The organism is Chimaeribacter coloradensis (genome assembly GCF_002858715.1).
GTDB lineage: Bacteria > Pseudomonadota > Gammaproteobacteria > Enterobacterales > Enterobacteriaceae > Chimaeribacter > Chimaeribacter coloradensis.
The window spans coordinates 117,454-138,898 of sequence record NZ_PJZH01000009.1 but is presented as its reverse complement, the minus strand read 5'-3'; the positions used below and the strand labels follow the sequence as shown (position 1 = coordinate 138,898).

General features: G+C 61.5%; 19 protein-coding genes. 8 read left to right on the top strand and 11 right to left on the bottom strand.

Translation table 11 applies throughout. The annotated features are described in order from the left end of the window. Nucleotides 1–830: ATP-binding cassette domain-containing protein (locus CYR32_RS11265; RefSeq protein ID WP_146000692.1), on the bottom strand; the 830-nt coding region annotated here is incomplete at its 3' end. 78 nt (nucleotides 831–908) lie between these two features. Beyond that, nucleotides 909–1,904: a D-xylose ABC transporter substrate-binding protein gene (gene xylF / locus CYR32_RS11260; RefSeq protein ID WP_101824492.1), complete on the bottom strand. Its 996-nt coding sequence runs from the start codon at nucleotides 1,902–1,904 to the stop codon at nucleotides 909–911. Between the two features lie 379 nt (nucleotides 1,905–2,283). On the opposite strand from xylF, the gene xylA reads away from it, so the two are divergent. The 4 genes from xylA to CYR32_RS11240 all read left to right on the top strand — a co-directional run bounded on the left by xylA (nucleotide 2,284) and on the right by CYR32_RS11240 (nucleotide 7,424). Further along, nucleotides 2,284–3,603, top strand: coding sequence for a xylose isomerase (xylA, locus tag CYR32_RS11255; RefSeq protein WP_101824491.1), 1,320 nt, complete (start codon nucleotides 2,284–2,286; stop codon nucleotides 3,601–3,603). Nucleotides 3,604–3,716: 113 nt separating this feature from the next. Further along, nucleotides 3,717–5,174: a xylulokinase gene (gene xylB, locus CYR32_RS11250; RefSeq protein WP_101824490.1), complete on the top strand. Its 1,458-nt coding sequence runs from the start codon at nucleotides 3,717–3,719 to the stop codon at nucleotides 5,172–5,174. Between the two features lie 160 nt (nucleotides 5,175–5,334). Then, nucleotides 5,335–6,357, top strand: coding sequence for a cysteine hydrolase family protein (locus tag CYR32_RS11245; RefSeq protein ID WP_101824489.1), 1,023 nt, complete (start codon nucleotides 5,335–5,337; stop codon nucleotides 6,355–6,357). 50 nt (nucleotides 6,358–6,407) lie between these two features. After that, complete coding sequence (locus tag CYR32_RS11240) at nucleotides 6,408–7,424, top strand: GlxA family transcriptional regulator (protein WP_101824488.1); 1,017 nt, start codon at nucleotides 6,408–6,410, stop codon at nucleotides 7,422–7,424. On the opposite strand, the gene CYR32_RS11235 is transcribed toward CYR32_RS11240, so the two are convergent. Then, nucleotides 7,366–8,361, bottom strand: a complete 996-nt coding sequence (locus tag CYR32_RS11235; protein ID WP_101824487.1) for an acyltransferase — start codon at nucleotides 8,359–8,361, stop codon at nucleotides 7,366–7,368. The genes CYR32_RS11240 and CYR32_RS11235 overlap by 59 nt on opposite strands. Before the next feature lie 238 nt (nucleotides 8,362–8,599). Here CYR32_RS11235 and CYR32_RS11230 point away from each other — a divergent pair, with 238 nt between their 5' ends. After that, nucleotides 8,600–9,838: an MFS transporter gene (locus CYR32_RS11230; protein ID WP_101824486.1), complete on the top strand. Its 1,239-nt coding sequence runs from the start codon at nucleotides 8,600–8,602 to the stop codon at nucleotides 9,836–9,838. A 67-nt stretch (nucleotides 9,839–9,905) separates the two neighbouring features. On the opposite strand, the gene exaC is transcribed toward CYR32_RS11230, so the two are convergent. The 4 genes from exaC to fdhE all read right to left on the bottom strand — a co-directional run bounded on the left by exaC (nucleotide 9,906) and on the right by fdhE (nucleotide 14,117). Then, nucleotides 9,906–11,444 carry an acetaldehyde dehydrogenase ExaC gene (exaC, locus tag CYR32_RS11225; RefSeq protein ID WP_101824485.1) on the bottom strand — a complete coding sequence of 513 codons (1,539 nt, stop codon included), beginning with the start codon at nucleotides 11,442–11,444 and terminating at the stop codon, nucleotides 9,906–9,908. A gap of 281 nt (nucleotides 11,445–11,725) precedes the next feature. Continuing rightward, entirely contained in the window at nucleotides 11,726–12,331 is a 606-nt protein-coding gene (locus tag CYR32_RS11220; protein ID WP_101824484.1) for a glutathione S-transferase, read from the bottom strand. Between the two features lie 59 nt (nucleotides 12,332–12,390). Further along, complete coding sequence (locus CYR32_RS11215; RefSeq protein WP_101824497.1) at nucleotides 12,391–13,065, bottom strand: DcrB/PsbP domain-containing protein; 675 nt, start codon at nucleotides 13,063–13,065, stop codon at nucleotides 12,391–12,393. Between the two features lie 122 nt (nucleotides 13,066–13,187). Beyond that, the gene (gene fdhE, locus CYR32_RS11210) at nucleotides 13,188–14,117 is read right to left on the bottom strand and encodes a formate dehydrogenase accessory protein FdhE (RefSeq protein ID WP_101824483.1); all 930 of its coding nucleotides are present in this window, start codon (nucleotides 14,115–14,117) and stop codon (nucleotides 13,188–13,190) included. 195 nt (nucleotides 14,118–14,312) lie between these two features. Here fdhE and fdhD point away from each other — a divergent pair, with 195 nt between their 5' ends. The 3 genes from fdhD to yiiM all read left to right on the top strand — a co-directional run bounded on the left by fdhD (nucleotide 14,313) and on the right by yiiM (nucleotide 16,724). Then, entirely contained in the window at nucleotides 14,313–15,101 is a 789-nt protein-coding gene (gene fdhD, locus CYR32_RS11205; RefSeq protein ID WP_101824482.1) for a formate dehydrogenase accessory sulfurtransferase FdhD, read from the top strand. Nucleotides 15,102–15,287: 186 nt separating this feature from the next. Then, on the top strand, nucleotides 15,288–15,911 hold the full coding sequence (gene sodA, locus CYR32_RS11200; protein ID WP_101824481.1) for a superoxide dismutase [Mn]: 624 nt from the start codon (nucleotides 15,288–15,290) through the stop codon (nucleotides 15,909–15,911). Between the two features lie 129 nt (nucleotides 15,912–16,040). Continuing rightward, nucleotides 16,041–16,724, top strand: a complete 684-nt coding sequence (yiiM, locus tag CYR32_RS11195) for a 6-hydroxyaminopurine reductase (RefSeq protein ID WP_101824480.1) — start codon at nucleotides 16,041–16,043, stop codon at nucleotides 16,722–16,724. A gap of 39 nt (nucleotides 16,725–16,763) precedes the next feature. Here the strand turns inward: yiiM and CYR32_RS11190 are convergent, their stop codons facing one another. The 4 genes from CYR32_RS11190 to CYR32_RS11175 form a co-directional block, all read right to left on the bottom strand. Beyond that, nucleotides 16,764–17,126: a YibL family ribosome-associated protein gene (locus tag CYR32_RS11190; RefSeq protein WP_101824496.1), complete on the bottom strand. Its 363-nt coding sequence runs from the start codon at nucleotides 17,124–17,126 to the stop codon at nucleotides 16,764–16,766. Between the two features lie 131 nt (nucleotides 17,127–17,257). Further along, a complete protein-coding gene (locus tag CYR32_RS11185; RefSeq protein ID WP_101824479.1) occupies nucleotides 17,258–17,839 on the bottom strand; it encodes an MltR family transcriptional regulator in 582 nt (193 codons plus the stop codon). 128 nt (nucleotides 17,840–17,967) lie between these two features. After that, nucleotides 17,968–19,113 carry a mannitol-1-phosphate 5-dehydrogenase gene (locus CYR32_RS11180; RefSeq protein ID WP_101824478.1) on the bottom strand — a complete coding sequence of 382 codons (1,146 nt, stop codon included), beginning with the start codon at nucleotides 19,111–19,113 and terminating at the stop codon, nucleotides 17,968–17,970. A gap of 167 nt (nucleotides 19,114–19,280) precedes the next feature. After that, a complete protein-coding gene (locus tag CYR32_RS11175) occupies nucleotides 19,281–21,209 on the bottom strand; it encodes a PTS mannitol transporter subunit IICBA (protein WP_101824477.1) in 1,929 nt (642 codons plus the stop codon). Between the last annotated feature and the right edge of the window lie 236 nt (nucleotides 21,210–21,445).

Sequence of the window (21,445 nt, the reverse complement as noted above, 5' to 3'; positions counted from 1 at the left end):
ACCCGCTTGATATGGCGGTTCACCGGGTGCCACGCCGTCAGGTGTTCTACCCGCAGGATCTCATCCCCCGGCTGGTGCTGATGCGGCGGGTAAAGCTCCGTCAGCTCACGCCCGACCATCATGGCGATGATGTTCTCCTCACTCAGGGTGGCCGCCTCACGGGTGGCGATATGTTTGCCGTCACGGATGACGCAGATCAGGTCAGAAATGGCGCTGACCTCGTTCAGCTTGTGGGAGATATAGATACAGGCGATGCCGTGGTTGCGCAGGTCACGAATAATATCCAGCAGAATGTCGGTTTCGCGCTCGGTGAGGGAGGCGGTCGGCTCGTCGAGTACCAACAGCCGCACCTGTTTATTCAGCGCCTTGGCGATCTCCACCAGTTGCTGCTGCCCCAGCCCCAGCTCCCCGACCGGCGTATCCGGGTCAATCTCCAGCCGCACCTGCGCCAGCATACGCCGGCAGCGCAGATACATGCCGTCGTAATCCAGTACGCCGTAGCGGCCCCATTCGCTGCCGAGGAACATGTTTTCCAGCACTGACATCTGTTTCACCAGCGCCAGCTCCTGATGAATAATCGCGATGCCGCGCTGCTCGGTTTCACGGATATTTTTCGCCGCCAGCAGTTCACCGGCAAAATAGATCTCCCCCTGATAACTGCCGTGCGGGTAAATACCGCATAAGACCTTCATTAACGTGGATTTACCCGATCCATTTTCGCCGCACAAAGAGAGTACCTGCCCGGCATCCAGTTGCAGGCTGACATTATCCACGGCTTTCACCACGCCGAATTGTTTAGTGATATTATGCATTTCCAGCAGGCAGGGCATACGTCCCTCCAGGTGCCGTGTGATGCCGGCCGGTGCCGCTGACAAGCCGGCACCGGTCACAGGCGTGATCATATTGCGTCAGTAAATATCGGCTTTTTTATGGAACCCGTCCGCGACAATGGTGCTGTCAATATTGCTCTTATCAACCTGGATTGGCGTCAGCAAATAAGAGGGCACCTCTTTTTTGCCGTTATTTAAGGTGGCATTGCTTTTCGGCGCTTCGCCTTTGCCTAATTCCACGGCGATTTTTGCTGCGTCCGTGGCGAGCTGGGTAATGGGTTTATAGACCGTCATGGTCTGGCTGCCTGCCACAATCCGTTTTACAGCGGCCAAGTCGGCGTCCTGGCCGGAAATCGCCACTTTGCCCGCCAGCCCCTGGGCTGACAGCGCCTGAATAGCCCCGCCTGCCGTGGCATCATTGGAGGCCACCACCGCATCAATTTTGTTGTTATTGGCGGTCAACGCATTCTCCATAATTTTCAGGGCATTTTCCGGCAGCCAGGCGTCTACCCACTGGTCGCCCACCACCTTAATTTTACCGCTGTCAATCAGTGGCTTAAGCACATTCATCTGCCCTTTGCGGAACAGCTTGGCATTGTTGTCCACCGGGGAGCCGCCCATCAGGAAATAATTGCCCTGCGGCACCCGCTCTACAATACTTTTGGCCTGCAATTCTCCAACTTTTTCATTATCAAAGGAGATGTAAAAATCGATGTCGGCATTATTTATCATCCGGTCATAGGCCAGCACTTTAATTCCTTCGCGTTTGGCCTCGGCAATCACGTTACTTAACACCTCCCCGTTATAAGGAATAATCACCAGCACATCCACGCCGCGGTTAATCATATTTTCAATCTGCGACATCTGGGTTTCTTCATTGCCGTTAGCGGATTGCACAAATACATCCGCCCCCAGTGTTTTCGCCTGGCTTACAAAAATATCGCGGTCTTTCTGCCAGCGTTCCAGCCGCAGGTCATCAATGGCCATGCCGATTTTAATCTCTTTTGCCATCCCCGGCTGGCTGATCAGCGCCAGTGCCGCACACACGCCAAGCAAGACTTTTTTCATTTTCATTTTATAAACCTTTTTAATGAAACCTACAGGGTAAGAGAAATGGCCCACCTTAATGGCTGGTGAATTGTTAACGCTGCATAAATTATCAGCAATTGCAGATTTTAACTGGCCTATTACGTTTTTTAGTTTATTTTTCGTTTTATGATGGAGATCATGGTTCACTGCTGAAACTTATTTTCTCTCACCCTTAAGCGGGGAAGCATCTCGTAAATAACGCCTTTTTTAACGGCTGCCGGGGCTATTTATGAGATCTGCTGCACATTTGTGTATTCTCTGAAGTTGAGTGTGAAATAACGTAATTGTGAGGCGCACCGAAGGATCCCAAGATAACGGCTCCGCATGCTCAGCCAGTGCTGGGCCAGATCCCGAGGAGCCCATAATGCCATCCTATTTTGATCAGCTTGATAAAGTCCGGTTCGAAGGCACCACCAGTACCAATCCGTTAGCATTCCGTCACTACAACCCGGATGAACTTATTCTGGGCAAACGCATGGCTGATCATCTGCGTTTTGCCGCCTGTTACTGGCACACCTTCTGCTGGAACGGCGCGGATATGTTCGGCGTCGGGGCATTTGAGCGCCCGTGGCAGCAGGCCGGTGATGCGCTGGCGCTGGCAAAACGCAAAGCGGACGTCGCGTTTGAGTTCTTCCAGAAGCTGGGGGTGCCCTACTACTGCTTCCACGACGTGGATGTTTCGCCGGAAGGCCACTCCCTGAAAGAGTACCTGAGCAACTTTGCTGAGATGGTCGACATCCTGGCGCAGAAGCAGCAGGAGAGCGGCGTGAAGCTGCTGTGGGGCACCGCCAACTGCTTTACCCACCCGCGTTATGCCGCCGGGGCGGCCACCAGCCCGGACCCGGAAGTCTTCAGCTGGGCCGCGACGCAGGTCTTCACCGCCATGAATGCCACCCAGAAACTGGGCGGCGAGAACTATGTGCTGTGGGGCGGCCGTGAAGGGTACGAAACGCTGCTGAACACCGACCTGCGCCAGGAGCGTGAGCAGATTGGCCGCTTTATGCAGATGGTGGTGGAGCATAAACATAAGATCGGTTTCCAGGGCACCCTGCTGATTGAGCCGAAACCGCAGGAGCCGACCAAGCACCAGTACGATTACGACGTCGCCACCGTTTATGGCTTCCTGAAACAGTTCGGCCTGGAGAAAGAGATCAAGGTCAACATCGAGGCCAACCACGCGACGCTGGCCGGCCACTCCTTCCACCATGAGATTGCCACCGCCATTGCGCTCGGCATCTTCGGCTCCGTGGACGCCAACCGCGGCGACCCGCAGCTCGGCTGGGACACCGACCAGTTCCCGGTCAGCGTGGAAGAGAACGCGCTGGTGATGTATGAGATCCTCAAAGCGGGCGGGTTCACCACCGGCGGCCTGAACTTTGACGCCAAAGTGCGCCGCCAGAGCACCGATAAATATGACCTGTTCTACGGCCATATCGGTGCGATGGACACCATGGCGCTGTCACTGAAAGTGGCGGCAAAAATGGTGGAAGATGGCGGGCTGGATACGCTGGTCGCCAAACGCTACGCCGGGTGGAGCGAAGAGCTGGGCCAGCAGATCCTGCAAGGGAAGCTGTCGCTGGAGGCGCTGGCTGCCTATGCTCAACAGCATAACCTGGCACCGCACCACCAGAGCGGCCGTCAGGAGCAGCTGGAAAACCTGGTCAACCGCTATCTGTTTGGCTGATGACCCTTTTCTGATGCACCGGGCGCAAGTCCGTTCACAGGCCGGCGCAGATGCCGGCCTGTGTTGCTTATGCCATTCTGTTGCCATCTGTTTGCCTGTTTCGGGGAGAAAGCATGTACATCGGTATTGATCTGGGCACATCAGGCGTGAAAGCGATCCTGATGAATGAGGCGGGCGAGGTGATCGCCCAGCAGAGTGAGAGCCTGACCGTATCGCGGCCGCATCCGCTGTGGTCAGAACAGGCACCGCAGGCGTGGTGGGAGGCCACCGATCGCGCCATGCAGCAATTGGGCGGGCAGCATGACCTCAGCCGGGTCAGGGCGCTGGGGCTGACCGGGCAGATGCACGGCGCCACGCTGCTGGACGCGGAGCAACAGGTGTTGCGCCCGGCGATTCTCTGGAATGACGGCCGCAGTTTTGCCCAGTGCCGCGCACTGGAGCAGAAGGTGCCCGATTCACGCCGGATTACCGGCAACCTGATGATGCCGGGCTTTACCGCCCCGAAACTGGCATGGGTGGCTGAGCACGAACCGGAGATTTTCCGCCGGGTGGATAAGGTGCTGCTGCCGAAAGATTACCTGCGCCTGCGGATGACCGGTGAATTCGCCACCGACATGTCCGATGCCGCAGGCACGATGTGGCTGGACGTCGGCAAACGTGACTGGAGTGACACCATGCTGGCGGCCTGCGGCCTGACGCGCGCACAGATGCCGGCGCTGTATGAGGGCAGCGCCATCACCGGGCGGCTGAAACCGGACATCGCCCGCGGCTGGAAGATGCCGGAGGTGCCGGTGATCGCCGGGGGCGGTGACAACGCTGCCGGGGCGGTCGGCGTCGGCCTCTATCAGGCCGGGCAGGCGATGCTGTCGCTGGGCACCTCGGGCGTCTACTTTGCGGTGAGTGACGGCTTCCTCAGTAACCCAGAGCAGGCGGTGCACAGCTTCTGCCACGCACTGCCGGAGACCTGGCACCTGATGTCAGTAATGCTGAGTGCCGCCTCCTGCCTCGACTGGGTGTGCCGCCTGACCAGGTGTGAAAGCGTCCCGGCGCTGCTGCAACAGGTGGAACAGGCACCGCCTGCCGCCTCCCCGGTCTGGTTCCTGCCCTATCTGTCGGGCGAGCGCACACCACACAACAACCCGAATGCCACCGGCACCTTTTTTGGCCTGACCCACCAGCACGGCCCGGCCGATCTGGGGCGCGCGGTGCTGGAAGGCGTCGGCTTCGCGCTGGCCGAAGGGATGGACGTGCTGCACGCCACCGGCCTGCGGCCTGAGCGGGTGACGCTTATCGGCGGCGGGGCGCGCAGTGCCTACTGGCGGCAGATGCTGGCAGACATCAGCGGCCAGACGCTGGAGTACCGCACCGGTGGCGATGTCGGCCCGGCGCTGGGTGCCGCCAGGCTGGCGCAGATCGCCCTCAGCCCGGATACGCCGCTGGGCGATCTGCTGCCGCCCCTGCCGCTGGAGCAGACCCATGAGCCGGATGCGGAGAAACATCAGGCCTATGCTGCACAGCGGGAGACGTTCCGGCAGCTTTACCAACAGCTCGCGCCGTTAATGCAGGCGTAAATACCGGGGGCCATCGCTGTCGCGATCGTGACGCAGGAAGCGGTGGCCGCGCCCGCCCGGCAGGTCGTCCCGTGCTGACAGACGCATGGCCGTTTTTGGCATTCCGCTTCTTTTTTAGTTACGCCAGTATGGGGTTACTTTCTCAAAGCGGAGTCCGGATATGTCACAGAGCGCACTGTTGGTTATTGATGTTCAACACTCCTTCCTTCACCGGCCGTTCTGGCAGGAGGAAGATCTGCCGCCATTCCGGCAGCATCTGCAACAGCTGGTGGCGGGGTGCCGGACGCGCGGCGTCGCAGTGGTGGATGTGTTCCACGTGTCGCAGGGGCCATTCTCCCTGGACTCCGGGCTGGTGACGCGGCTGCCGTTCCTGACCCATCAGCCGGATCTGGTGGTGCATAAGCGGGTGCATAACGCCCTGACGGACTCCGGCCTGGATCAGTGGCTGCGTGACCGGAACATTGACCACCTGATTATCAGCGGGATACGCACTGAGCAGTGCTGCGAGACCACGGCGCGGGTGGCGTATGATCTCGGCTACCGCGTGACCTTCGTCACTGAGGCCACGCTGACCTTCCCGATGACCCACGCCAACGGGGAGACCAGCACGGCGGCCGCCATCAAGCACCAGACGGAGCTGGTATTGGCGGGGCGCTTCGCCCAGGTCTGCGATGTGGCGGGCGCACTGCGGGCGCTGGATGATGAGCCGCCGGTCACGCCCCCGGCAGAGGAGCACTGGCAGCCCCAGCCCTACCAGCCGCGCCCGGTAACGCCGCTGGGGGTGACAACGTTCGGCCGCTGGGCGCTGAAGCGTTACGCCATCCGTTACCCACAGGCGACCGGCGACGCGGATTTTGCAGCGGCGCATCCGCTGGTCACCCAGTGGCTGCCGGAGCAGGCGCAAACGCCCCAGCGCCCCGGTGTTGGCTTTTTGATTGAGCACCAGGGCAAAACCATGAACTATCTGGTGGCCGGCTGGTGGGACAATGAAAACGAACTGCGGATGAACGTCTGGGTCACGGACAGCGGCGTCTGGCGGCGGGCGCGTGAGGAGTCATTCTGCGTCTGGGATATGCAGGTGATGGCCTTTGAGCGCGAGGCGTTTGTCGCCATGCTGTTACAGGCGTCGCCGGATCGGGCGGGCTATCTGGCGCAGCAACTCACCATTGCGCCGGGCGGCTGACAGGCGCAGGCTGCGTAAGGCGCACACCGCGATAAAAAGAGGAGACGGCAATGAACACCGGGAATGCGGAACAGACAGATCGGGGCCACGGCCTGCCGAAGCGGGATGCGTACTTTATCGTGCTGCCGGGGGTGATGGCGCTGGATGTCACCGGCCCGGCAGAGGCGCTGCAACTGGCCGGGCAGTTCACCCTGCACTACATCGGCCCGGTGCCGCAGGTGACCAGCTCCACCGGGTTGGTGCTGGGCGGCATTGAACCACTGCCGGATGCCCTGCCGCCCGGCGCGATCCTGCTGGTGCCGGGGGTAAATGACTCGCGCACCGGCTTTGATACCCCCGAGGCGCAGAGGGTGGAAACATGGTTGCGCGCACAGCGCACGGCGCTGGAACAGGGTGACCGGCTGCTGGTCGGCGTCTGTTCCGGCACGCTGCTTGCCGCCCGCGCCGGTCTGCTGGATGGCTACCAGTGCACCACCCATCACGATGTGATCGCCCGGCTGCGGGCGCAGGCCCCGGCCGCGCAGGTGCGGGAAAACCGCATCTTTATTGAAGACCGGCAGGTGCTCACCAGCGCGGGCATCACGGCAGGGATTGATGTGGCGCTGCATATCATCGCCCGCGTGCAGGGGCCGCAGGCGGCCACGGAAGTGGCGCGTGACATGGTGGTCTACTTCCGCCGCTCCGGCGATGACCCGCAGCTCTCCCCCTGGCTGCGCTACCGTAACCACCTGCACCCGGCGCTGCACCGGGCGCAGAATGCGCTGATCGCCACCCCTGAGGCGCGCTGGCAGGTGGAAGAGGTGGCGGCGCGCGCCCATGTCAGTGAACGCCATCTGGCGCGGCTGTTCCGTGAGCATCTCGGCATCAGCGTGCGTGACTACCATGAGCAGTTGCGGCTGGCGGTGGCGCGCCAGCATTTGCAGGAGGGGAGTGGGGTTGAGCAGGCGGCGCTGGCGGCCGGGTTTACCTCCGCCCGCCAGTTACGCCGCGCCCAGGCGCGCTGGGAGGTCAGCTCACCAGCCGCCGCGCATCCAGGCGGCGCACCGCGCTGCCCAGCAGCAGGCTGAGGCCCAGCGCCACCGCAAAGACATACACCATATCCAGCAGCGGCCAGCGCACTACATCCCACTTCTGGCTGCGGATGATGTTGATGATCAGCGCGTGGAAGCCGTAAATCGCCAGGGAGTGATCGGCAATCCGTTTCATTCCCGGCAGCATTGCGCCGGCGAGGCTGTTTTTGCCCCAGACAAACAGCGCAGTGGCGGCGATGAACACCAGCGGGCCGCAGTACACGTAATAGGTGTCGGCAAAATCACCGTTAATAAACATCTGCTTTTTGGTTGCCACCGCAATCAGCCCTACGGCGGCGGCGAACATCAGCCCGGCCAGTGTGGTCAGGCCGCGCGACTGGGTATTCATCATGCCGATGGCCCGGCCCAGCAGCGCATAGAGCACGTAGTAGAAGGTGTCACCGGCCACGAACAGGTTTACCGGGATAAGGTGAACCTGATGCCAGGCGATCTGCGCCATATGCGGGTTGACGAGAATACCCAGTACCACGCCAATCACCAGCGCCGTGCGGGCGGCCACCGGTTTGACGTTAATCAGCGGCGAAAGCAGGTAGATCACCGCAATCGCGTAGAAAAACCAGAGATGGTAAAACACCGGCTTAAACAGCAGGTTACGCAGTGAGGGCCAGAAGCCGATGCGGGTAAACAGGGCGATATAGGCCAATGAGATGGCGCTGTAGAACAGCAGACAGCAGCCGATCCGCAGCAGGTGCTTTTTTCCGGCGCTTTTGTCACCGAAAAACAGGTAGCCGGAGATCATGAAAAACAGCGGTACGCTGACCCGTGACAGGGCGTTCAGCAGGTTGGCGATGTCCCAGTTCATATCCCCGACCGACACGCCGGTGGTCACATAGTAGGTGGTGGTATGAATCAGGATAACCATCAGGCAGGCCAGCGCCCGCAGGTTATCAATCCAGATAAGTCGGTTTGTCATGCGGCCGCCGCATCCTTGTCACTGTTTACTGTTAAAAACGGTTTATTGTTAAGAAGAGGTTATATACAGCCGGAGAATTCAACAACCTGAAATCAGCTAAACTCAGTTTGTGCGATATTTACCGGGCGTGATTGCCAAGCCCGGCAATTGGCAGCAAAATAGCCGCCCTTACCGCTTTCCCGACGCCGGCCTGTGAGGCTGCTTCGGTTTTTCCTTTTTACATTCATTAAGTTAATTTATGACAAACACAATACCGCCTGTTGCCCGGCTGGGCCGCCGGGCGCTTTGGTTTCCGCTCTCTCTGGTGCTGTTCGAATTTGCGACCTATATCGGCAACGATATGATCCAACCCGGTATGCTGGCGGTGGTGGCCGCGTTTCATGCCGGAGAGGAGTGGGTGCCCACCTCCATGACGGCCTATCTCGCCGGCGGCATGTTCCTGCAATGGCTGCTGGGGCCGCTCTCTGACCGGCGCGGCCGCCGCCCGGTGATGCTCTCCGGCGTCGCCTTTTTCACCCTGAGCTGCCTGGCGATCCTGTTTACCCAGACCATTGAGCAGTTCATCGCGGTGCGCTTCTTGCAGGGCATCGGGCTGTGCTTCATCGGCGCGGTGGGGTACGCCACCATTCAGGAGTCGTTTGAAGAGTCGGTGTGCATCAAAATTACCGCGCTGATGGCGAACGTGGCGCTGATCGCCCCGCTGCTCGGCCCGCTGGCGGGGGCGGCGCTGATCGCCTGGCTGCCGTGGCAGGCGATGTTTGTGCTGTTCGCCCTGCTCTCCGCCTTTGCCTTTTATGGCCTGTGGCGGGCGATGCCGGAAACCGCCACCCGCCGGGGCGAGCCGCTCTCCCTCTCCGGGCTGGGGCGGGATTACCGCGTGGTGCTGGGCAATGGCCGCTTCGTCTGCGGCGCGCTGGCGATCGGGTTTGCCAGCCTGCCGCTGCTGGCCTGGATTGCCCAGTCACCGGTGCTGCTGATCCGGGGCGAAGGGATGAGCACGCTGGGCTACGGCCTGATGCAGGTGCCGGTGTTCGGCGCGCTGATTATCGGCAATATCACGCTGGCACGCCTGACCGGCAGAAAGCCGGTGGGCACGCTGATCTGGCTGGGGGCGGTGCCGATGGTGGCCGGGCTGCTGCTGGCCGCCGCCGCCACGCTCTACGCGTCTCACGCTTACCTCTGGATGGTGGCGGGCCTGAGCTTCTACGCTTTCGGCATCGGCATCGCCAACGCCGGGCTGTACCGCCTGACGCTGTTCTCCAGCGACATGAGCAAAGGCACGGTGTCGGCCGCGATGGGGGTGCTGAGTATGATGGTGTTCACCATCGGGATTGAGATCGCCAAAGTGGCGTACGGCTGGGGCGGCAGCGGGCTGTTCAACCTGTTTAACTTCCTCAGCGGCCTCTGCTGGCTGACGCTGGTGGTGCTGTTTATGCGCGGGCGTAAACGCGAGGGCAGCGTCGCCGGTCAGTTGTGATCTGACGGGCGCAAGAGAAAACGGCAACGCATTGCGTTGCCGTTTTTTTATGCCGCGGGAGCCGGTATCAGAACAGGCCGAGCGGTTTTTCCGAGTAGCTGACCAGCAAACATTTGGTCTGCTGATAGTGTTCCAGCATCATTTTGTGGGTTTCGCGCCCGATGCCTGACTGTTTGTAGCCGCCGAACGCCGCATGGGCCGGGTAAGCGTGGTAGCAGTTCGTCCAGACCCGCCCGGCCTGAATCTGCCGCCCCATCTGGTAGGCGACATTGCCGTTGCGGCTCCAGACGCCCGCGCCCAGCCCGTAATCGGTGTCGTTGGCGATCGCCAGCGCCTCGTCCATATCTTTAAAGGTGGTCACGGCCAGCACTGGCCCGAAAATCTCCTCCTGGAAGACGCGCATGCTGTTTTTACCGAACAGGATGGTCGGCTCGAGGTAGTAGCCCTGCGCCAGATCGCCGCCCAGGGTTTTGCGGCGGCCGCCGGTGAGCACATCCGCGCCCTCTTTTTTGCCGATCTCAATATAGTTGAGGATGGTTTCCATCTGCCCTTGCGACACCTGCGCGCCCATCTGGGTGGCGGAGTCGAGCGGGTTGCCGCTGCGGATGCTCTCAACGCGCTTGATGGCGCGCTCCATAAAGCGCTCATAAATCGACTCCTGCACCAGCGCGCGGCTTGGGCAGGTGCAGACTTCGCCCTGGTTAAAGGCGAACAGCGCGAAGCCCTCCAGCGCCTTGTCGAAGAAGGCGTCCTCTTTGTCCATCACGTCGGCGAAGAAGATGTTCGGCGACTTGCCACCCAGCTCCAGCGTCACCGGAATCACGTTTTGCGCCGCGTAGCCCATGATCTGCTGGCCGACCTCGGTGGAGCCGGTAAAGGCGACTTTGGCGATCCGTTTTGAGGTCGCCAGATATTCACCGATCTCACTGCCGGAGCCGTTGACAACGTTGATCACCCCCGGCGGCAGCAGATCCTGAATCAGCTCCATCATCAGCAGGATCGACATCGGCGTGAGTTTCGCCGGTTTCAGCACGATGCAGTTCCCGGCCGCCAGCGCCGGGGCCATTTTCCAGCAGGCCATCAGCAGCGGGAAGTTCCACGGGATAATCTGCCCGACCACACCCAGCGGCTCATGGAAGTGGTAGGCCACCGTGTCCTGGTCAATTTCACTGATGCCCCCTTCCTGCGCGCGGATGCAGGCGGCGAAATAGCGGAAGTGGTCGATGGCCAGCGGCACGTCGGCGGCGGTGGTCTCGCGGATCGGTTTGCCGTTGTCCCAGGTTTCAGCAGCGGCCAGCAGTTCGATGTTCTGCTCCATGCGGTCAGCGATGCGGTTAAGGATGGTGGCGCGCTGCTGCACCGACATGCGCCCCCATTCCCCTTTGGCCTGGTGGGCGGCGTCCAGCGCGCGGTCTACATCGTCAGTGCCGGAGCTGGCGATTTCGCACATCACCTGGCCGGTCACCGGCGTCACGTTCGGGAAGTACTGGTTATTGGCGGGCGGCACCCACTCGCCGCCGATGAAGTTCTCATAGCGCGCTTTGAGTTTCAGCGGGAAGCCATATTCACCGGGGATCACGGCGCTGGAGGGTTGGTCATAAGGCATGGTGTGCTCCTTGAGGTGGCGGGCCGCGCCCGCACGCGTGGTCAGTAAAAAAGCGGACAGTAAAAAGCGGACAGTCAAACCGTATGGCGGCGCTAACCGGGCAGCCGCGCCGGGTTGCCGGGATTGCTTAAAATGTAGACGCAGGCACACCGCACGCCGGGCGCGCGCCGCAACTCTTCGAGTCATCTCACACTATTTTTTCTGGGGAACGGGCTGAGGGAACAAACAGGGGGAAAAGGCCGGTGCATCGCGCACCGGCCAGGGTATCAGGCAGGGCGGCGTTAAGGGGGCGTCGTGCGGGCGAAGCTTTCCCGCTGGAACAGCCGCTCCACCAGCGCAATCAGCGTCGGCCGCTGCACGCACCAGTTGGGCGCAACGCGGCGGAAATTGATGTAGCCCAGGGCGCAGGCCACCGCGATGTCCGCCAGGTTGAGCGCCTCACCGTTGAGGTCCCGGCGCGCGGCAGCCTGCTGCTCCAGCGCATCCAGCCCGCGGTTCAGCACCTCACGCTGGCGCACCACCCACGCCTCATCCCGCTTGTCCGCCTCGCGGCGCGTCTCCAGCACCAGCGCCACGGCCGCATCGGTGACACCGTCCGCCAGCGCCTCCAGCCGCCGCACCCGCAGCGCGGCCGCCGGGTCAGCCGGGATCAGCGCGCTGCCGCCCGGCAACGTGTCGACATACGTGGCGATCACCGGGGAGTCGAACCAGATCTCGCCATCATCAGCGACCAGCGCCGGGACTTTCCCCAGCGGGTTGTAGTGCGGCACCTGCGTCTCTTTCTCCCAGGGGGAGTCGTTCACGAAATCAAACTGGATGCCCTTCTCCAGCAGCATGACCGAAATCTTGCGCACGTAAGGGCTGGTATAACTGCCGATGAGTTTCAACGTTACCGTCCTTTTTCAGAGAAGCGTAAGGTTCAGAAAAGCGTAAAGCCGCCCCGGCGTCAGCCTTTGACCTTGAGGCTGTCGGTGATCGATTTCATCAGGGTCTCGTGCGCCGCGCCGTTATTGACCGGGGTCACCACCTGCAGGGTGATCACCTTTTTATCAAGCACCGTGAACAGCGTGGACGCCAGCACCGGCTGGCCCTTCACGCGCTGTTCGGTGTCCATGCGGCGGAAACGCTGGCCGCCCAGGGTCAGGGTTTTTTCATCAGTTTTCTTGATGTCCTGATACTGGTTGCTCAGGCCGCTCAGCAACCCTTTGGACAGCCCGGCAAACGCCTCGTCACTGGTGTCGATCACCTGCCCCGGCGGCGGTACCACCTCAGAGGTCACCGCCAGCTGGCGGCTGTGGCTGTCGATAAACAGCTGGGTGTGGGACTGTTCAGTATTGGCGATGCCCGCCTGCTGGGTCTGGTCTGAGAAGCCGGCCGGCAGGTGGAAACCGATTTTGCCGGTGACCAGCGACACATCCACCCCATTCGCCGGGGCGACCGGCGCAGGCTGGCTGCCCTGCACCACCTGTGTTTCCGGCGCAACCGACGACGGGTTGGCGGCCACGGTGGGTTTGGTGGCCGGCGGCGGCGGGGTCGGCGTGGTGTCCGGCTTGTCATCACAGGCCATCAGCCCGGCCGCCAACAGTGCCACGGCGGTAAATTTCATTGCGCTCTTCAACATCATCCTTGTTCCTCGTTATGGGGGTTATCTGACTGCCTGCCACAAGGGTAACCTACGCGGGGGCCGCGCCTGCCACAGAATGCTCTGAAACACCGGCGCACCTTTTAAGCGTAGCAGCCTGCTCACCCGTCGGGAAACAGGAAGGGGTTAATGCTGCTGCGGGCGAACCCCTCATCTTCCATTTTGGCATCCAGCACCAGGGTGGCGAGGTCATCCGCCACCGGCTCCACGTTCGGGTCATGATCCTGGAACAGGATTTTCAGGTAGGTGCCGCAGTTGTCACAGCTCTCCGCTTTGACCGGCGAGGCGACGTCGTCCAGCGACCAGTAATTCAGCCCGTGGGCCTGTTCGCAGTTGCTGCATTTGGCCTGCGCCACATGCCATTCGCATTCGCACAGGTTGCAGTGCAGGTAGCGCATCCCGCTGACGGTGCCGAGGTGCACTAGGCTGGAGACCGGGATGCTGCCGCAGGTCGGGCAGAACTGGCGGTGCTCGCCGTGCTCCACCTGCGCCTTGCCGGGGATCAGCGCCGCCATCTGCGCCCAGTAGAGCGAGAGGGCCGCCCAGATCAGCGGCGCGGCTTCGCTGCCCACGCCGGTGAATTCACGCGTCAGCAGCGCGTCGGCGTAATTTTCCAGCTGGCTCTCCGGGCACTTCTCCAGGTTCTCCAGCAACGCCCGCAGGTGCGGGTCAACCTGCGGGCGCAGCTCGGCGATGATCGCCTGCAGCAGCGTGCGCCAGTGCGGGTCACGCACGAAGGTGTGGTTATCCAGCGGCGGCAGCGTGGTTTTCGCCGTGCGCGCCAGCAGCGCCGCCATATCCATGGTCAGCGGGTGATCGTGCAGCGCGTGCTGCTGGGCGTCAGCGATCAGGGCGGCAAACGCCAGCAGATCCTGTAACGGGCTCTCTTCGGCCAGATGCCGCAACCGTTCGGCGCGCCGGGCATAGAGGCTTTTGAGGTTGGCGAACAGCAGCGGCGGAATAGCATGGGCGGCGGTCATCCGGGTCTGCGGGGCACCGGCTGCGCGCTTAGGGACAATGCGGATGCTCATGGCGATCGCTCTCCGTGGTGAATGGCTGCGGTACGAAACAAATCGGTTCTGTTCCCGCCCGAACAGCGCTAAGGTGGGCACTTCTGCCCTTTCCGGCACCTTAACACAGTCGCCCGGTGGGTGTTAAAAATCAGGTACAGGCACGTGAACGAACGTACAAAACAGAGTAACGGCGCGGTCGCTTCAGACAAGGAAATGCGTGACGGGGCGCAACAGCGCCCGGTGTTCCAGCGCGCAACGCTGGAACACGCAGAAGCGGACTGGCTGGCGGAAGAGGTGCCGGTCGCGCTGGTGTATAACGGCATCTCCCATGTGGTGATGATGGCAACGCCCAAAGATCTGGAGGCGTTCGCGGTGGGCTTCTCGCTCTCGGAAGGCATTATCGAGACGCCGCAGGAGATCTACGGCATCGATATTCTTCCCTCCTGCAACGGCATTGAGGTGCAGGTGGAGCTTTCCAGCCGCCGCTTTGTGGGGTTGAAGGAGCGCCGCCGTGCGATGGCGGGCCGCACCGGTTGCGGGGTATGCGGGGTGGAGCAGCTCGGCGATCTTTTCCGCCCGCTGGTGCCGCTGCCGTTTACCCAGCAGTTTGATCTGGCGCGGCTCGACGGCGCGCTGGCGTCGCTTAAACATTACCAGCCGGTTGGCCAGCTTACCGGCTGCACCCACGCCGCCGCCTGGGTGGCACCGGAAGGCGGGCTGCTCGGCGGCTGCGAGGATGTCGGCCGCCATGTGGCGCTCGACAAGCTGCTCGGCGTGCGCAGCGGCAAACCGGACTGGCAGGCAGGCGCGGTGCTGGTTTCCAGCCGGGCCAGCTATGAGATGGTGCAGAAAGCGGCGATGTGCGGCGCAGAGATTTTGTTTGCCGTCTCCGCCGCCACGACGCTGGCGGTCGAGGTGGCCGAGCGCTGCAACCTGACGCTGGTCGGCTTCAGCAAACCAGGCCGCGCCACCGTCTACACCCATCCGCAACGGCTGCGCTGAGCGGCTTAGACCGATTTTTTTGCCCATATGTCAGTGCGCTATAAGTCGCTGATTCCGCCCCGCGCCGCGGCCGGGGCGGCCTGAGATAATCATTTTCAATATCATTTAATTAACTATAATGATCCCACTGCTTACGCGGTGCTAACCCCTACTCTGCGCCGCAAAACACCAATGGAGATGAAGAATATGAGTTACTCACTGCCATCCCTGCCTTACGCATACGACGCACTTGAGCCGCATTTCGACAAGCAGACGATGGAGATCCATCACACCAAACATCACCAGACTTACGTCAACAACGCCAACGCCGCGCTGGAAAGCCTGCCGGAACTGGCTGCCCTGCCGGTTGACGAGCTGATCACCAAATTGGACCAGGTTCCGGCTGACAAGAAAACCGTGCTGCGCAACAACGCCGGCGGCCATGCCAACCACAGCCTGTTCTGGAAAGGCCTGAAAATCGGCACCACCCTGCAGGGTGAGCTGAAAGAGGCGATCGAGCGTGACTTCGGCAGCATCGACAGCTTCAAAGAGACCTTCGAGAAAGCCGCCGCGACCCGTTTCGGTTCCGGCTGGGCGTGGCTGGTGCTGAAAGATGACGGCAAACTGGCCGTGGTCTCTACCGCAAACCAGGACAACCCGCTGATGGGCGAAGCCGTTGCCGGTGCATCCGGTTACCCGCTGCTGGGCCTGGACGTGTGGGAGCACGCTTACTACCTGAAATACCAGAACAAACGCCCGGACTACATCAAAGCGTTCTGGAACGTGGTGAACTGGGACGAAGCGGCAGCGCGTTTTGCTGCGAAAAAGTAATCCCCGTTAAGCGCCGGCCGTGATGGCCGCCGTTAACCCTGAGAATGCCGGCGCCTGCGCTGGCATTTTTTATGGGCTGCCATAAGCTGGAAGAGGCGGCGGGCGTGGCCCGCCCGCAAAGGAGAGTCTATGCATTATCCTCAGGTATTTATCGGCCCGGTCAGGGCGTTCGACACCATGCCCCCCAGCGGCATCAGCAAACGCGCCGCCGAAGGCCGCATTCTGCTGACGCCCCTCGGGCTGGAGGGCGACGAGCAGGCGGAGACGCGCTTCCACGGCGGGCCGGATCGCGCCCTGTGCCATTTTCCGCGCGAGCACTACGCCCACCTCAGCCAGCAGTTCCCGCAGCAGGCGGAACATTTCCAGCCGCCCGGCTTCGGCGAAAACATCTCGACCCTGGGCCTCACGGAACAGAATGTGTTTATCGGGGACATTTTCCGCTGGGGCGAGGCGCTGATCCAGGTGACGCAGCCGCGTTCACCCTGTTACAAGATGGGCATTCATCTGGGGGTGACGCAGCTTTCGCACTATGTGCAGCAGAGCGGGCGCTGCGGCTGGCTCTACCGGGTGCTGTCGCCGGGCTATATCAGTGACGGGCAGCCGCTGGCGCTGTTGACCCGCAACAGCGAGGTCAGCGTGGCGGAAGCGATCTCTATCGCCTTTAACCAACCTTATGATGAGGAGCAGTACCGCCGGTTGCTCAGCGCCGCCGGGCTGGCGGCGGCCTGGAGCCAGAAGATGCAGGCCCGGCTGGAGAGCCGGAAAATTGAGGATTTCAGCCGCCGCCTTGACGGCACGCCGCGCCATAACTGAGGGCGGCAATGCGGGCCGGTATGGCACCGGCCCGGATCATCAGAACGGCTTTTTGGCGTAACCGGTGACCACTTTCAGGCCCATCTCACGGCCCAGTGCGGTCATCGGGTGAACCACGATCAGCCCGCGCACGCTCTTTTTCAGCGTGCCCATGTCAGCCTGCTCTTTTTTGGAGATTTCACGGCTGAACGGCAGGCGGGAAAGCTCCTGCGCCTGGGTGCTCAGCTTGCTGACCTGCACCTCTTTCAGGCGGGCGATCTCTTTCACCAGCTTCTCTTTCTCTTCTTCATGCTTGGCGATCAGCTCGCCGTTGCCCTGTGCGAGGAGCGTTGCGTCTTTGTGCCGCAGGGCGTCCAGCTTGTCGCTGAGGAGTTTAATCTCTGCTTTTTCTTTTTCTTTCATGGTCATGGCCCGTTCATGCCGCTGTCAGGCACGTTATCAAAAGGGGGGATTGGCGCACAGTGTAGCAGGAAGTGGGCGCTTCATCAGCCCGGCAGCAGCGGAATACGGGGCGGCAGGCGCGGTGGCCCGGCTCAGAACGCCTTTTTCAGGCTGATACCGGCGATCAGATCGGTCACGGAGAGCACCATCGTCGAATGCACCATCTGCTGGTAGCGCTGGCGCTGCATCGCCTGGAGGGCGTCGTCCAGCGGCACCACGCCCGGTGCCAGCACCGGCGCGGGCGGCAGCGCGGGCACGCAGTGCAGCTCGCCAAACGGCCCGAGGATCTCATCATCGGTAAAGCGGTATTCGTTGCCGTCGTGGTTCAGCTCTTCACGCATCGCCATCAGCAGTTCGGCGTCCTCATACTCGTTGCGGCCGATCACGCCCAGCCCATACATCAGTTTCAGCCGCACCGACAATTCACCCAGCGGGCCGGTGCCGCTCAGCAACGGCCCGACGGCGTACTTCACCGCGTAATCATCTTTGCGGAAAACCTGGAGAACCAGAATATTCACCGCCTCGGTGAGCAGCTCGACCGCGGCGATAATAAACCCGCGGACGCTTTTCCCAGCGTTCAGTTTTTCCAGTACCCGGTTTTCAAAGGCCTGTGCAGCGTCAATCATGGCAATACTTTGCGTTAGGGGAGTCACCACGTCCGGAAACCCGGCCATACCTGGCCTCCATGCGGGCGGAGGCAATGCCCCCGTGGTTGTGAAACAGCTGAAGAGACAGCCGTGAAAAACAGCGCGGGGGCCGGCAGCAACTCGCCGCCGGCCGCTCTTTTTACCACATTTCGCGCTTAGATGGCGTTATAGGCGTCAACGGCTTCCGCCACTACGGCGCTGTCAGCCGGCAGGCCGGAGATCTGAGACAGCGCGCCGCGCGGGCCGAGGTTCGCCAGCAGGTCCACCAGCTCGGCGGCCTGCGGGTCACTTTCACTGCGGTAATGCAGCGCCGCGGCGATGCCGGTGATCAGGTTGGCGTGCGGCAAATTGTACTCCAGGGTGCCGAGCAGCGGCTTGATCAGGCGGTCACCGGCGCTGAGTTTACGCAGCGGCTGGCGGCCGACGCGCTCCACATCATCCTGTAAATAGGGGTTTTCGAAGCGGCTCAGGATCTTGTTGATGTAGGCCGCATGTTTTTCCGCATCAAAGCCGTAGCGCTTGATCAGCACCGCGCCGCTCTCCTCCATCGCGCCCTTCACCACTGCGCGGATCGCCGGGTCAAGAATGGCGTCACGGATGGTGGCGTGCCCGGCCTGTTTGCCGAGGTAGGCGGTGATGGCGTGGCCGGTATTGAGGGTAAACAGCTTGCGCTCCACGAAGGCCATCAGGTTATCGGTGAGTTCCATGCCCGCGATCTGCGGCGGCTCACCGACGAACTGGGTTTTGTCCACGATCCACTCGCTGAAGGTTTCTACCGTGACTTCCAGCGGGTCGGTGCTGCCGGCGGCGGCAGGCGGCACGATGCGGTCCACGGCGGAATCAGCGAAGCCGACGTGCTCGTCCACCCACGCCTTCTCCTCTTCCGGCAGCGCGTCGTAAACGTGCTGTTTGAACTGGCTGGTGCCACGCACCATGTTTTCACAGGCGATGATGTTCAGCGGCTGCTGGTTGCCGAGCTGGTGGCGTTTCACCAGCCCTTTGGCGACGGCCGGGGCGATGCGCGCCAGGATATTGGGGCCGACGGCGGTGGTGACGAGATCAACCGAGGCGAACAGGTCAATCGCCTCCTGGCTGCTGCTGTTCACGGCGGAGACGTTGCTTACCGGCTCCACGCGCGCCTGCTCACCCACCACATGCACGTCATAGCTGCCGCGGCTGTTGAGCGCGTCCAGCACGGTCTGGTTCACGTCTGCAAACACCAGTTCGAAGCCGGCATCCGCCAGCAGTTTGCCGATAAAGCCACGGCCAATATTCCCGGCACCAAAATGCAATGCTTTCATAAAGATAATCCTTAAAATCCGGTGACGATGCTGCCCGCCACCCTGCTGAACACCGGGAAGCGCGCAGACCCGGCGCTTCCCCTGAATCATGCTGTGCCCTGTACAGCGCGGCGCGGTGCCGCACCTATAAAGAGCAACCGGGCCATCATGGCCCGGTCTGTTTACGGTCAGGCGACCTGTTTTCCGGTCAGCAGGTTTAGCACTTCCTGCACGTCCCGGGTGGTGGAGAGCCGCGCAATCACGCTTTCATCATCCAGTGCGTTGGTCAGGCTGGTGATCACATGGATGTGCTCGTTATTGCGCGCCGCGATACCGATCACCAGTTTCGCCACCTCATCCTCTTCGTCACCGAAGCGCACGCCCTGCGGGTACTGGCAGAAGACCACGCCGGTTTTCAGCACCCGGTCTTTGGCTTCGATGGTGCCGTGCGGCACGGCGATCGACTCACCCAGATAGGTAGAGGTCAGTTTTTCACGCGCCAGCATCGCTTCCACATACTCCGGCTGCACGTAGCCGCCTTTCACCAGCTGCTCACCGGCGAAGCGGATCGCCTGCTCTTTGTCACTGGCCTGCTGGCCCAGGAAGACGTTGGCTGCCGTCAGGCGGAACAGGTTCTGCTCTGAGGCGTCGAAGCTGTCATCCAGCGTGGTGATCACTTTTTGCTGGTGCAGGCTGCTGTTGTTGGCGGCCACCAGGCGGCTGGTCAGGTCGCTGTAGAGCTTGCTGTCGAGGAAGTTGGTCAGCGAAATGTGCTGGGCCTGCGGCGCATGGCGCATCGCACGTTCCGTCAGGTCACGGTGGGTAATCACCAGATCCACGTCGTCCGGCAGGTTGTTGATGGCGCTGTTGGTCACCGACACATTTTTCAGCCCGGCATCCTGCACTTTCTTGCGCAGCACACCCGCGCCCATCGCACTCGACCCCATACCGGCGTCACAGGCCACGATGATTTTGCGCACGGTGCTCATGTCGCCGTCGTTCGCGATGGCCGCCGCTGCCGCAGGCTGGCCGCCTTTGGACTGGGCTTTCATGTCATGCATGCGGCGGGTCGCCTCTTCCAGGTCATCCTCTTCTTTCGCCTTGGTGCTTTTCAGCAGAATCGCTGAGGCAACGAAGGAGACGGCAAAGGCCACCGCGACCGCACAGATGTTGGCGAAGTAAGCCCCTTTCGGCGTCATTGCCAGAATCGCCAGGATAGAACCCGGGGACGCCGGGGAGACCAGGCCGCCGTTCAGCAGGGTCAGGGTGAAGACGCCGCTCATCCCGCCGAGGATCACCGCCAGCAGCAGGCGCGGGTTCATCAGCACATAGGGGAAGTAGATCTCATGGATGCCGCCGAGGAAGTGGATAATCGCCGCCCCGCCCGCAGACTGCTTGGCATTGCCGCGGCCAAAGAACATGTAGGCCATCAGCACGCCCATGCCCGGGCCGGGGTTGGCTTCGATCAGGAAGAAGATCGATTTGCCCGCTTCGGTGGCCTGCTGGATGCCCAGCGGGGAGAAGATGCCGTGGTTGATGGCGTTGTTGAGGAACAGGATTTTCGCCGGTTCCACGAAGATCGAGGTCAGCGGCAGCAGGTTGTTGACCACCATCACGTGGACGCCCGCCGCCAGCAGTTTGGAGAGGGTTTCCACCAGCGGGCCGATGCCGAGGAAGGCGAGGATCGCCAGCAGCATCCCGATGATACCGGCCGAGAAGTTGTTCACCAGCATCTCGAAGCCGCTTTTGACTTTGCCGTCTACCCAGCGGTCAAAGTGCTTGATCGCCCAGCCGCCCAGCGGGCCGGCAATCATCGCGCCGAGGAACATCGGCATGTCCGCACCGACGATCACGCCCATGGTGGTGATGGCACCCACCACGCCGCCGCGCTCGCCGCCCACCAGTTTACCGCCGGTATAGCCGATCAGCAGCGGCAGCAGGTAGGTGATCATCGGGCCGACCAGCTTGCCTAAGGTTTCGTTCGGCAACCAGCCGGTTGGGATAAAGAGTGCGGTGATGATCCCCCAGGCGATAAACGCGCCGATGTTGGGCATCACCATGTTGCTGAGAAAGCGGCCAAAATTCTGGACTTTGACCTTAACGTCCGGTGAAAACATAAAACACACCCCTATTGATACGCGCTGCCAATAAGAGCGCGTGAAGTCGTTGAGACGGGATGGTCTCCCGCCGCTGTTGCCGTATGCAGGGCGGACTCTACCACGCTCTTTTTTGCGCGCGTAGCACCCCATAATTTTGTGAATCAGATCACCTTTTTAGCCGGTTTAACCCGGTACTTAGCGTGATATTCATCACAAAAATGCCTGACATCTTCACCAGATAACGCCGTAAACCG

Coding starts and splice junctions, on each gene's coding strand:
- xylA (WP_101824491.1), top strand. CDS start 2,284: ATGCCATCCTATTTTGATCAGCTTGATAAAGTCCGGTTCGAAGGCACC.
- CYR32_RS11245 (WP_101824489.1), top strand. CDS start 5,335: ATGTCACAGAGCGCACTGTTGGTTATTGATGTTCAACACTCCTTCCTT.
- CYR32_RS11180 (WP_101824478.1), bottom strand. CDS start 19,113: ATGAAAGCATTGCATTTTGGTGCCGGGAATATTGGCCGTGGCTTTATC.
- fdhD (WP_101824482.1), top strand. CDS start 14,313: ATGCGTGACGGGGCGCAACAGCGCCCGGTGTTCCAGCGCGCAACGCTG.
- CYR32_RS11215 (WP_101824497.1), bottom strand. CDS start 13,065: ATGTTGAAGAGCGCAATGAAATTTACCGCCGTGGCACTGTTGGCGGCC.
- yiiM (WP_101824480.1), top strand. CDS start 16,041: ATGCATTATCCTCAGGTATTTATCGGCCCGGTCAGGGCGTTCGACACC.
- xylF (WP_101824492.1), bottom strand. CDS start 1,904: ATGAAAATGAAAAAAGTCTTGCTTGGCGTGTGTGCGGCACTGGCGCTG.
- CYR32_RS11175 (WP_101824477.1), bottom strand. CDS start 21,209: ATGTTTTCACCGGACGTTAAGGTCAAAGTCCAGAATTTTGGCCGCTTT.
- xylB (WP_101824490.1), top strand. CDS start 3,717: ATGTACATCGGTATTGATCTGGGCACATCAGGCGTGAAAGCGATCCTG.
- CYR32_RS11240 (WP_101824488.1), top strand. CDS start 6,408: ATGAACACCGGGAATGCGGAACAGACAGATCGGGGCCACGGCCTGCCG.
- fdhE (WP_101824483.1), bottom strand. CDS start 14,117: ATGAGCATCCGCATTGTCCCTAAGCGCGCAGCCGGTGCCCCGCAGACC.
- exaC (WP_101824485.1), bottom strand. CDS start 11,444: ATGCCTTATGACCAACCCTCCAGCGCCGTGATCCCCGGTGAATATGGC.
- CYR32_RS11230 (WP_101824486.1), top strand. CDS start 8,600: ATGACAAACACAATACCGCCTGTTGCCCGGCTGGGCCGCCGGGCGCTT.
- CYR32_RS11235 (WP_101824487.1), bottom strand. CDS start 8,361: ATGACAAACCGACTTATCTGGATTGATAACCTGCGGGCGCTGGCCTGC.
- sodA (WP_101824481.1), top strand. CDS start 15,288: ATGAGTTACTCACTGCCATCCCTGCCTTACGCATACGACGCACTTGAG.
- CYR32_RS11190 (WP_101824496.1), bottom strand. CDS start 17,126: ATGAAAGAAAAAGAAAAAGCAGAGATTAAACTCCTCAGCGACAAGCTG.
- CYR32_RS11185 (WP_101824479.1), bottom strand. CDS start 17,839: ATGGCCGGGTTTCCGGACGTGGTGACTCCCCTAACGCAAAGTATTGCC.